Source organism: Subtercola sp. Z020 (assembly GCF_002931235.1).
Lineage (GTDB): Bacteria > Actinomycetota > Actinomycetes > Actinomycetales > Microbacteriaceae > Subtercola.
Window position 1 is genome coordinate 1 of record NZ_PSTT01000043.1, and the last position, 11,179, is coordinate 11,179.

Sequence of the window (11,179 nt, forward strand, 5' to 3'; positions counted from 1 at the left end):
GTGCTCGCGTGCCGCCACCCCCACCCCTGCGCCCATACGGCCGCGCCGCCGCGGCTCACGCGAGCACCGACCGGGTCACGAGACCGACACGTGCGGGCGAGATCGACACGTAGAACAGACGGTCTCGGCCGGAAGTGACCGTCTCGCAGCCGGAGCGCGGTCGAGACGGGCGCGGGCCGGGGCGCGGGATGCTCAGACCAGCGCCTTCGCCTCGCGCCCGGCGGCGAAGCGGTTCAGCGCGCCGGTCGCGGCGATTCCGCGCATCGCGAGCCACGACAGCAGCCCCGCGAGCACGACGGCCGACACGATCGACGCCGCCGAGTAGATCAGGATGAAGGGCGTGTCCGACCCCGGGTACGACAGCGTGAGGTCGGTGATCGAGAGCGCGATGCCCGCACCCACGCCGGCGAGCAGCGCCACCCAGATGCGGTAGCTCGAGTAGAGGAACAGCGCGAACACGATTTCGGCGCCGATGCCCTGCACAGCCCCTGAGATCAGCGTGGTGAAGCCCCACTGCGTACCGATCAGCGCCGACACGATCGCCGCGACGAGCTCGGTGTAGAGGGCGGCGCCGGGCTTCCGGATGATCAGCCCACCCAGCACGCCGGCGAACAGCCAGCCGCCGTTGAAGAGGCCCTGGAGCCCCGGCAGCGCAGCGCTCAGCGGAGTCGTGACCGGGTTGTACGCCAGGCCCCAGGCCCAGAAGATCAGCCCGGCGGCGACGCCGATGACGCTGGCGACGATGATGTCGACCACCCGCCAGCGGAAGCGCCCGCCCACCGAAGCCGAACCGCCGGGAGCGGACCCGGGAGCGGAGCCGGAGGCACGGCCGCCGGCCGAAGAGGAGGAGTTACGAAGCCCTGAAGTTGTCGCGTGCACTGTTCGTGCCCTTTCGTCGATGCGAATGTGAGGGCACGGGGTGTATGAGATTGTCCTCCCTGCGCTGGCATGATCCAGATCAGGTTCGACGGTCGAAGGTTGAGAACCTTCCTCTCAGCCCGGCTCACCGGACTCCCGTGTTGCCCTCAGTATCCCATAACCTGAGGGAATGATGCAGTTCCTCATCGTTCTGGGCGTGCTGATCGTGCTCGCGGGGTTCACCCTCGCGGTTCGCGCACACCGGCACATGACCCAGACGTGGCTGCTCCGGCGTGGCACGCGGGCGAGCGGGCACGCCGTCACCGTTCAGCCACCCCTCTCGGCCGGACTGGTCTCCCGCCTCACCTCGACGGTCACGATCATCACGTACACGGCTCTGGATGGCGCGGTGCACAGCCTCATTCCGCGATCCGGCGCGGGCACCTTCCGGCTGGTGGGCGCGAGCGGCGCCGTGACCGTGCTCTACGACGAGGCGCATCCGCTGAAGGAGGACCGCATCCGCGTCGGGTTCGGCCCCTCCCCCGAGCGCTGGCACCGCGTGCGCGTGCGCCAGGAGCCCTAGCGCACCATCCCTCGCACCAGAGCCACGCAGAGAAGTGTGAAAAGCTGATCCCATGCAGTTGCGAATCTTCACAGAGCCCCAGCAGGGCGCCAGCTATGACGATCTCCTCGCCGTTGCACAGGCCACAGAGCGCCTCGGCTTCGACGCCTTCTTCCGCTCAGACCACTATCTGCGCATGGGCGACGGCGACGGGTACCCCGGCCCGACCGACGCGTGGACCACGCTCGCTGGTCTCGCCCGCGAGACCAGCCGCATCCGGCTCGGCACGCTGGTGTCGAGCGTCACCTACCGCACGCCCGGCATCCTCGCGATCCAGGTGGCGCAGGTCGATGCGATGTCGGGCGGCCGCGTCGAACTCGGCCTCGGCACCGGCTGGTTCGAAGCCGAGCACCGGGCCTACGGCATCCCGTTCCCTGCGAAGCGCTTCGGGATGCTCGAAGAGCAGCTCGAGATCATCGAGGGCCTCTACGGCACACCCGTGGGCGAGACGTACTCGTTCAGCGGCGAGCACTACACGCTCGTCGACTCCCCCGCCCTGCCGAAGCCCGTGCAGAGCCCTTTGCCGGTCATCGTGGGCGGCACGGGCCCGAGCCGCACCCCGGCGCTTGCCGCGCGCTTCGCCACCGAGTTCAACGCGCCGTTCGTCGCGCTCGACGGGCTCCGGCCCCTCTTCGACCGCGTGCGGGAGGCCTGCGAGGCGATCGACCGGGACCCCGACGACCTCGTCTACTCCGCCGCCCTGGTCGTGGCGGTCGGCCGCGACGAGAGCGAGCTCCAGCGCCGGGCGGCGGCGATCGGGCGCGACCCCGGAGAACTGCGCACCGTCGGAATCGCCGGTACGGCATCCGAAGCCATCGACCGCATCAACGACCTCGGCATCGACCGCCTCTACCTGCAGGTGAACGACCTGCACGACGTCGAGCAGCTCGACTTCATCGCGGCCGAGATCATGCCACACGTACAGTAAGACCGGTTCATCCGACGCGTCCACCCGGGGCGCTGTGAGAACCGCCATGCACTTTTATAGGAGACATCTGTGGACAGCTGGCCAGGAACCGCGTATCCGTTGGGGGCGACCTTCGACGGCAGCGGCACCAACTTCGCCCTCTTCAGTGAGGGTGCCGAGAAGGTCGAACTCTGCCTGTTCGGCGAGAAGGGCGCGGAGACCCGCATCCTGCTGCACGAGGTCGACGCCTTCGTCTGGCACTGCTACCTGCCGCAGGTGCAGCCCGGCCAGCGCTACGGCTACCGCGTCTACGGGCCGTACGACCCGGCGAACGGCCAGCGGTTCAATCCGAACAAGCTGCTGCTCGACCCGTACGCGAAGGCGACGAGCGGCACCATCGACTGGGACCAGTCGCTCTTCTCCTACAACTTCGGCGACCCCGACAGCGAGAACAACCTCGACTCGGCCAAGCACATGATGTACGGCGTCGTGATCAACCCGTTCTTCGACTGGTCGGGCGACCGGATGCTCAAGGTGCCCTACCAGGACACGATCATCTACGAGGCGCACGTCAAGGGTCTCACCGAGCTGAACCACGAGATCCCGAAGGACCAGCGCGGCACCTACGCCGGTATCGCGCACCCCGCGACGATCGAGCACCTGCAGAAGCTCGGCGTCACCTCGCTCGAGCTGATGCCGGTGCACCAGTTCGTGCAGGACAGCACCCTGCTCGACAAGGGCCTCCGCAACTACTGGGGCTACAACACGATCGGCTTCTTCGCGCCGCACAGCTCCTACTCCTCGGCCGGTGAGCGCGGCCAGCAGGTGCAGGAATTCAAGGGCATGGTCAAGGCCTTGCACGCGGCGAACATCGAAGTGATTCTGGATGTCGTGTACAACCACACCGCAGAGGGCAACCACCTGGGCCCGACGATCTCCTTCCGGGGCATCGACAATGCGGCGTACTACCGGCTCGTCGACGACGACAAGCGGTATTACATGGACTACACCGGAACCGGCAACACGCTGAACGTGCGCCACCCGCACTCGCTGCAGCTGATCATGGACTCGCTGCGCTACTGGGTGACCGAGATGCACGTCGACGGCTTCCGGTTCGACCTCGCTTCGGCGCTCGCCCGCGAGTTCTACGACGTCGACCGCCTGTCGACCTTCTTCGAGCTCGTGCAGCAGGACCCGGTGGTGTCGCAGGTCAAGCTGATCGCCGAGCCGTGGGATGTCGGGCCCGGCGGCTACCAGGTCGGCAATTTCCCGCCGCAGTGGTCGGAGTGGAACGGCAAGTACCGCGACACCGTGCGCGACTTCTGGCGCGGCGAGCCGTCGACGCTCGGCGAGTTCGCCTCGCGTTTCACCGGCTCGGCCGACCTCTACGAGCACTCCGGCCGCCGCCCCGTGGCCTCGATCAACTTCGTCACCGCCCACGACGGTTTCACCCTCGCCGACCTGGTCTCGTACAACGAGAAGCACAACGAGGCCAACGGCGAGAACGACCAGGACGGCGAGTCGAACAACCGCAGCTGGAACAGCGGCGCGGAGGGCCCCACCGACGACACCGAGATCCGCAGCCTGCGTGCGCGCCAGCAGCGCAACTTCCTCGCGACGCTGCTGCTCTCGCAGGGCGTGCCGATGCTGCTGCACGGCGACGAACTCGGGCGCACCCAGAACGGCAACAACAACACCTACGCGCAGGACAACGAGATCTCCTGGGTGCACTGGAAGCGGGCCGACGAGCCGCTCGCCGAGTTCACGTCGGCCGTGATGCGGCTGCGGAAGGACCACCCCACGTTCCGCCGCAGCCGGTTCTTCGACGGCCGGCCCGTGCGACGGGGCCGCGGCGAACCGCTGCCCGACATCGTGTGGCTGAACCCCGACGCGCTCGAGATGGAGCCGGAGGAGTGGGATGCTCCGCTGCACCGGTCGCTCGGCGTCTTCCTGAACGGCCAGGGCATCCGCGGGCGCGACTACCGCGGTGAGCGCGTCGTCGACGTGAACTTCCTCGTCTACTTCAACGCCGACGACACCGATGTGGCGTTCACTCTGCCGAGCGCCGAGTACGGCTCCGCGTGGGACGTCGTCATCGACACCGCCGGTCAGGCCACCGACGAGGCCCCCTCCCGCCCGGGAGACGTGCTCACCGTCTGGCCGAAGTCGATGATGGTGCTGCGTGCGCACCGCCATGACACCGCTGACCCCGACCACTCGGTCGCCGCGTCGCTCAGCACCATGACCGGCGCCCTGCCCACCCTCCCCGCTACCCGGCCGTCGGCCGGCTAGTCCCGCCTCCTCCCCTTTCGAGAAGAGATCCATGTCTGCTCCCGCTCCCAAATCCACCTACCGCCTGCAGATCACGTCGTCGTTCACTCTGGACGATGCTGCAGAGACGGCCGGGTACATCCACGAGCTAGGGGCAGACTGGGTCTATTTCTCACCGCTGCTGAAGGCGGAGAAGGGCAGCGACCACGGCTACGACGTGATCGACCACTCGCAGATCGACCCCGACCGGGGCGGGTCGTCGGGTCTGGATGCCGCGGTGGCGGCCGCACGATCGCACGGCCTCGGCGTGCTGATCGACATCGTGCCGAACCACGTCGGAGTCGCGACGCCGACCATCAGCGCCTGGTGGTGGGATCTGCTGAAGCACGGTCGGGACTCCGCCTACGCGTCGTACTTCGACGTCGACTGGGAGTTCGGCCAGGGCAAGGTGCGCATCCCCGTTCTCGGCTCTGCGCCGGTGGCCGGCGAGGAGATCGAGGGCCTCGAGGTGGTCGGCGACGAGCTGCACTACTACGACAACCACTACCCCCTCGCACCCGGAACGGCCTCTGCGGGCACGGCGACCGAGGTGCTGGCCCAGCAGAACTACGAGCTGATGGACTGGCGCCGCGCCGACGACGCGCTCAACTACCGCCGCTTCTTCGCGGTCAACTCCCTGGCGGGCATCCGCGTCGAGGAGCAGGTCGTGTTCGACGACTCGCACGTCGAGATCGCGCGCTGGTTCCGCGAAGGGCTGGCCGACGGGCTGCGGGTCGACCACCCCGACGGTCTGCGCGATCCGGGCACGTACCTCGACCGGCTCGCCGAGCTCACCGGCCACAGCTACGTGCTCGTCGAGAAGATCCTCGAGGGGCGCGAGCAGCTGCCGCCGGAGTGGGCGACCGCCGGCACCACCGGCTACGACGCGCTGGCCGACTTCGACCGCGTGCTGGTCGACCCCGACGGGCAGTCGGCTCTGGATGCCCTTGACCACGATCTGGCGACCGAAGACCGGCCCGTGCCGGCGTCGTTCGAGGCCCTCATCCACACCACCAAGCGCGGCATCGCCGACGGCATCCTCCGCTCGGAGGTGCTGCGGCTGCAGCGCGACCTCGTCGCGAGCGGGGCGCTCGACGGGCCTGACGGCGGCGATGCCGACGGCGCCGCCGGTGCCGTCGGAGCGCTTGTGGGCGGCGCGGCCGGCCCCGGGGCCGCGGGCACCGGCGCATCCGGAACCGATCGCCTCGCCGCCACCGACCCCGAGGTCGCCGACGCGATCGCCGAGCTGCTCACCTGCTTCCCGGTGTACCGCTCGTACCTGCCGCTCGGCCACGACCAGCTCGAAGCCGCTGCGACGCTCGCCCGCGAGCACCGGCCCGACCTCGCTCGCGTCATCGACGCCATTCTGCCCGCGCTCGGCGACGCCGCGAACGAGGCGGCGAAGCGCTTCCAGCAGACCTCGGGCATGGTGATGGCGAAGGGCGTGGAGGACACGGCGTTCTACCGTTACAACCGGCTCACCTCGCTGAACGAGGTCGGGGCCGACCCGGGTGAGTTCGCGGTGTCGGTGCCGGAATTCCACAAGCGGCAGGTGGCGCGCCTCCGCAGCTACCCGAACGCCATGACCACCCTGTCGACGCACGACACGAAGCGCGGCGAAGACACCCGGGCGCGTATCAGTGTGATCTCCGAGCTGCCGGCGGAGTGGGCCTCCACCCTGCGCCAGCTGCGCACCCTGGCGCCGCTCGGCGACGCCCAGCTCGAGAATCTGCTCTGGCAGGCGATCGTCGGGGCGTGGCCCGCGTCGCGGGAGCGGCTGCACGCCTACGCCGAGAAGGCGTCGCGCGAAGCCGGCGACTCGACCGGCTGGCTCGACGTGAACGAGGCATTCGAGGAGCGCATGCACGCCCTCGTCGACAGCGTCTTCGACAACGCCGCCGTGCAGGCCGTGCTCGCCGGCTTCATCGCGAAGGTCGAGCAGCCCGGCTGGTCGAACTCGCTCTCGCTGAAGCTGCTGCAGCTCACGGCTCCCGGCTCGCCCGATGTGTACCAGGGCAGCGAGCTGTGGGAGACCTCGCTGGTCGACCCCGACAACCGCCGCCCCGTCGACTACGCGGTTCGGCGGTCGCTGCTGGCGGCACTGGATGCGCCTTCGGCGCCCCTCCCGGCGATCGACGCGACGGCGGCCGCGAAGCTGCTCGTCACCTCGCGGGCGCTGCGTCTGAAGCGCGACCGGCCCGGCCTGTTCCAGGGCTACCGGCCGCTGAGGGCCGAGGGGTCGGCGGCCTCCCACGTGGTCGCCTTCGACCGCGACACGGCGGTGACGGTCGCGACGCGGCTGCCCGTCGGGCTCGCCGCACGGGGCGGCTGGGGCGATACGACCCTCTCCGTCGACACGGCACGGGTGGTCGATGTGATCACCGGCCGCACGTTCGACGGGTCGAGCCTGCTGCTGTCAGAACTGTTGAGTGAATACCCGGTCGCGCTGCTCGCGCCGGCAACCGAAGCGTAGAGGGCGGGTCGTCATGGCTATCGAACAGTTCGACGTGTGGGCGCCTCGCGCGTCAGCAGTGACCCTGCGGCTGCGGGAGGTGTCGGCCGCCGATGAGGCTGTCGATCTGGATGCCGCCTCAGCGGCGGCGGGAGCCGACCCGGCGACGACCGACGTGGATGCCGCGGGGGCCTCCTCCGACGCGCCCGACGATCTGCGCTCCGTCGTGATGCAGCCGCGCGGCGACGGCTGGTGGACCGCACCCGGTGTCGGCGGCGACGGGTTCGTCGAGGCGGACTACGGCTACGTGGTGGTGCCGATCGCCGGCGAGCCGGTCGACGACGACGGGGACTCCTACGCCGACGGCGGTGCAGACGGCCCTGAGCCCCGCACCGATCGCCTCGCGGCCGATTCCGAGGTGCAGCAGCCCGTCGACGGCCCGATCTACAGCGCCGTGGCGCCGAACATCGACGACGAGCAGGTGCTGCCCGATCCGCGATCCCGGCGCCAGCCGTCGGGGGTGCACGGGCTCTCGCGCACATACGACCCCAGCACGTTCGTGTGGAGCGACCAGGCCTGGAAGGGCCGCCAGCTCGCGGGCGGCGAGATCTACGAACTGCACCTCGGCACGTTCACGCCCGAAGGAACGCTGGATGCAGCGATCGAGAAGCTGGACCACCTCGCGTCGATCGGTGTCGACTTCGTCGAACTGCTGCCGGTCAATGCGTTCAACGGCACGCACAACTGGGGCTACGACGGCGTGCTCTGGTTCGCCGTGCACGAGCTCTACGGCGGACCGGAGGGGTACCAGCGTTTCGTCGATGCCTGCCATTCGGCAGGGATCGGCGTGATCCAGGATGTCGTGTACAACCACCTGGGTCCGAGCGGCAACTACCTGCCGCTGTACGGCCCGTACCTCAACGACGCCGCCGCGAACACGTGGGGTTCGGCGATCAACCTCGACGGGCCGGACTCGGCCGAGGTGCGCCGGTACATCATCGACAACGCGCTGATGTGGCTGAACGACTACCACGTCGACGGGCTGCGGCTCGACGCGGTGCACGCCCTGCAGGACTCGTCGCCTGTGCACCTGCTCGCCGAGCTGTCGACCGAGGTCGACGCGCTGTCGTCGTTCCTCGGCAAGCCGCTCACGCTCATCGCGGAGAGCGACCTCAACGACCCCGTGATGTTCACGCCGCGCGAGAGCGACGGCTACGGTCTCTCCGGGCAGTGGAGCGACGACTTCCACCACGCGGTGCACGTCGCGCTCACCCGCGAGACGACCGGCTACTACGAGGACTTCGACTCGCTCGAGGCGCTCGGCAAGGTTCTGACGGAGGGGTTCTTCCACAACGGCACGTATTCGACCTTCCGGGAGAAGAACCACGGCAAGCCGATCGACACGGCGCACGTGTCGACCTGGCGCCTCGTCGTCGCCAACCAGAACCACGACCAGATCGGCAACCGGGCGACCGGTGACCGGCTGACCGCGTCGCTGACGGACGGCCAGCTGGCGATCGCCGCCGTGCTGACGCTGCTCGGGCCGTTCACGCCGATGCTGTTCATGGGTGAGGAGTGGGCGGCGTCGACTCCGTGGCAGTTCTTCACGTCGCATCCGGAGCCGGAACTCGGTGAGGCCACGGCCAAGGGGCGCATCGCGGAGTTCGCGAAGATGGGCTGGGATGAGGCGTCGGTGCCCGATCCGCAGGAGCTCTCGACGTTCGAGAACTCGAAGCTCGACTGGAGCGAGGCTGCGGGCGGTGGTTCGGCCGGTTCGGTGGGAGCCTCGGCTGAGACGCGTCACACGAAGCTGCTGCGGCTGTACCGTGCGCTCGCGACCCTGCGCCGCCAGGCGCCGGAGTTCACAAACCCGCGCTTCACCGAGGTCGCGGTGCGCTACGACGACGCGGCCCGCTGGTTCGAGTTGCGCCGGGGAGGCATCAGCATCCTGATCAACTTCTCCGACGCCCCCCTCGACGCGGCCACCGTCGATGCCGCGCCCGGCACCGTGCTCCTGGCGACCCAGGACGTGCTGGCCGACACTCCTGCCGCGCCCGCAGCGCCCGCGCTCGCCTCAGCCGCGCTCGGCACCCTCCCCGCCCACTCCGCCACCATCTACCGCCGCGCCTGACCCACCCGCCCAGCCGCCCAGCCGCCCAGCCGAGAGGCCGCCGGCCCGGGTGGTGGAGTCGCGGCTAGGGGGCGCCCCGCCCGCCGCGCGGCGCGCGGGGCGGGCGTGAGGTGGGGTCGACGAGGGAGGCGCGCTTCAGGATGTCGCGACCGAACTTCTCGGCGACCCTGTCGACGGTGACCTCTGCATCGCGCCACCCGGAGGGCGCGGCCGTCTCGTCGTCCCACAGCGACGGCTGGTGCACCGTCTCGCTCGCATCGACGAGATTCTCTGCGCGCACGCCGATCAGACGCACCCGCTGCGTGATGCCCACCGCATCGAACAGGTCGCGTGCCGCGTCGGAGATGGTCTGCGCGAGATCCGTCGGCTCGGCGAGGGTGCGCGACCGGGTGATCGTCGAGAAGTCCGAGTAGCGGAGCTTCAGCGACACGGTCTTCGCCGCAAGACCTGCCCGGCGCAGGCGCACGGCGACCTGGTCGGACTGGCGGAGCAGTTCGAGCCGGATCTGCCGGGCATCCCCGACGTCGAACTCGAACGTCATCTCGTGACCAACGCTCTTCTCGACGCGGGAGGTGACGACAGCCCGGCCGTCGATGCCGTTCGCGAGACTGTACAGCTTGGTGCCCGAGGCCTCGCCGACCCGCGACACGAGCGTCTGCAGGGGGGTTGCCGCGAGGTCGCCGACGGTGCGGATGCCGAGGCGCGTCAACGCCTCGGCAGTGGTCGCGCCGACGCCCCACAGGGCACCGACCGGCAGTGGATGCAGGAACGCGAGCGACAGCGAATCGGGCACCACGAGCATCCCGTCGGGCTTCGCGCGCCCCGACGCCATCTTCGCGATGAACTTCGTCGACGCCGCGCCGACCGAGCAGGTGAGGCCGGTCTCGCTCAGCACGCGCGACCGCACGGCGGCACCGATGGTGGAGGGCGAGCCGAGCAGCCGGCGGGCGCCCGCGACATCCAGAAACGCCTCATCGATGCTGAGGGGCTCGACCAGCGGGGTGACGTCGCGGAAGATGGCCATCACCTGCGCCGAGTATTCGCGGTACTTCTCGTGGTGGCTCGGCAGCACGATGGCCTTCGGGCAGAGCTGCAGGGCGCGTACGGTCGGCATGGCCGAGTGCACGCCGAAGCGGCGGGCTTCGTAGGTGGCGGAGGTGACGACGCCACGGCCGCCGACACCGCCGATGATGACGGGGAGGCCGCGGAGTTCCGGATGCTCGAGCAGCTCGACCGAGGCGAAGAACGCGTCCATGTCGATGTGCAGCATGGTCGAGGTGCCATCGTCGTCGCCGCCACCGAAGACGTGTTCGCCCGCGCTGGGGGCTGCTCCGGATGCCCGGCCGCCGCCGCTCGCGCGTGAGGCGTCGGGCGCTCCCGACGTGCCCGGTGCGGGCGCGCGCGAGGGTATCGGCCGGGACTCCCAGCTGGCCGCTCGTTTGGCGTCGCTCACCGTTCCAGCCTAAGCGCCGCACCCGGCATCGCGCCCGGTTTCGGCGGGTGGATGCCGCCACCGGCGATCGCGTCTGCTCAGGGCGAGCGGGAGTGCAGCAGGGCGACCAGCTTGGCGGCGGTGGCGACGTTCCGGGCGGTGTAGGCGGGGCCGAACTGCGTGTAGAAGGAGGCGGGGATGCGGCTCTTCGAGATGCCGTCGGGGTGCCAGGAGTAGACGGCGTGGTCGCCGAGCACCACCAGCTCGGGCCGGATGCTGTCGGCGTCGGGCAGCACGATGCCGTCGCCCCCGGTGGCCGGCCCGCGGGAGGCCGAGGCGGGCGCAGACGCGGGCGGGAACGGCTGCGGCAGGAAGGTGATGACGAGGCGGGAGGGGTCGCGGGGTTCGGCTGCCGCAGCCGCGGGCTTGGCGGCGGTGGCTGCTCCTGCGGCCCCTCCCGCCTCGTC

The 11,179-nt window shown here is 69.9% G+C and carries 7 protein-coding genes, 1 pseudogene and 1 riboswitch; of the genes and pseudogenes, 5 read left to right on the forward strand and 3 right to left on the reverse strand.

What is annotated here, in order from left to right:
* Nucleotides 1–192: 192 nt before the first annotated feature.
* Nucleotides 193–879, reverse strand: a complete 687-nt coding sequence (locus tag C5B96_RS06310) for an ECF transporter S component (RefSeq protein ID WP_369826448.1) — start codon at nucleotides 877–879, stop codon at nucleotides 193–195.
* A 41-nt stretch (nucleotides 880–920) separates the two neighbouring features.
* Nucleotides 921–1,028: riboswitch (TPP riboswitch) on the reverse strand.
* Between the two features lie 20 nt (nucleotides 1,029–1,048).
* On the opposite strand from C5B96_RS06310, the gene C5B96_RS06315 reads away from it, so the two are divergent.
* The 5 genes from C5B96_RS06315 (at nucleotide 1,049) to treZ (ending at nucleotide 9,280) form a co-directional block, all read left to right on the forward strand.
* On the forward strand, nucleotides 1,049–1,441 hold the full coding sequence (locus C5B96_RS06315; RefSeq protein WP_104244067.1) for a DUF3592 domain-containing protein: 393 nt from the start codon (nucleotides 1,049–1,051) through the stop codon (nucleotides 1,439–1,441).
* Nucleotides 1,442–1,493: 52 nt separating this feature from the next.
* A complete protein-coding gene (locus C5B96_RS06320) occupies nucleotides 1,494–2,408 on the forward strand; it encodes an LLM class F420-dependent oxidoreductase (protein ID WP_104244069.1) in 915 nt (304 codons plus the stop codon).
* Nucleotides 2,409–2,477: 69 nt separating this feature from the next.
* On the forward strand, nucleotides 2,478–4,679 hold the full coding sequence (gene glgX, locus C5B96_RS06325) for a glycogen debranching protein GlgX (protein WP_104244071.1): 2,202 nt from the start codon (nucleotides 2,478–2,480) through the stop codon (nucleotides 4,677–4,679).
* A 31-nt stretch (nucleotides 4,680–4,710) separates the two neighbouring features.
* The gene (locus tag C5B96_RS06330) at nucleotides 4,711–7,170 is read left to right on the forward strand and encodes a malto-oligosyltrehalose synthase (RefSeq protein ID WP_104244073.1); all 2,460 of its coding nucleotides are present in this window, start codon (nucleotides 4,711–4,713) and stop codon (nucleotides 7,168–7,170) included.
* Between the two features lie 13 nt (nucleotides 7,171–7,183).
* A complete protein-coding gene (treZ, locus tag C5B96_RS06335; RefSeq protein ID WP_233189037.1) occupies nucleotides 7,184–9,280 on the forward strand; it encodes a malto-oligosyltrehalose trehalohydrolase in 2,097 nt (698 codons plus the stop codon).
* A 64-nt stretch (nucleotides 9,281–9,344) separates the two neighbouring features.
* On the opposite strand, the gene C5B96_RS06340 is transcribed toward treZ, so the two are convergent.
* Both C5B96_RS06340 and C5B96_RS17335 read right to left on the reverse strand, forming a co-directional pair.
* On the reverse strand, nucleotides 9,345–10,550 hold the full coding sequence (locus C5B96_RS06340; RefSeq protein WP_104244075.1) for a DNA polymerase IV: 1,206 nt from the start codon (nucleotides 10,548–10,550) through the stop codon (nucleotides 9,345–9,347).
* 260 nt (nucleotides 10,551–10,810) lie between these two features.
* Nucleotides 10,811–11,179: pseudogene (locus C5B96_RS17335) on the reverse strand (hypothetical protein); the annotation flags it as partial.

Coding starts and splice junctions, on each gene's coding strand:
- C5B96_RS06315 (WP_104244067.1), top strand. CDS start 1,049: ATGATGCAGTTCCTCATCGTTCTGGGCGTGCTGATCGTGCTCGCGGGG.
- C5B96_RS06320 (WP_104244069.1), top strand. CDS start 1,494: ATGCAGTTGCGAATCTTCACAGAGCCCCAGCAGGGCGCCAGCTATGAC.
- C5B96_RS06330 (WP_104244073.1), top strand. CDS start 4,711: ATGTCTGCTCCCGCTCCCAAATCCACCTACCGCCTGCAGATCACGTCG.
- treZ (WP_233189037.1), top strand. CDS start 7,184: ATGGCTATCGAACAGTTCGACGTGTGGGCGCCTCGCGCGTCAGCAGTG.
- C5B96_RS06340 (WP_104244075.1), bottom strand. CDS start 10,550: ATGCTGCACATCGACATGGACGCGTTCTTCGCCTCGGTCGAGCTGCTC.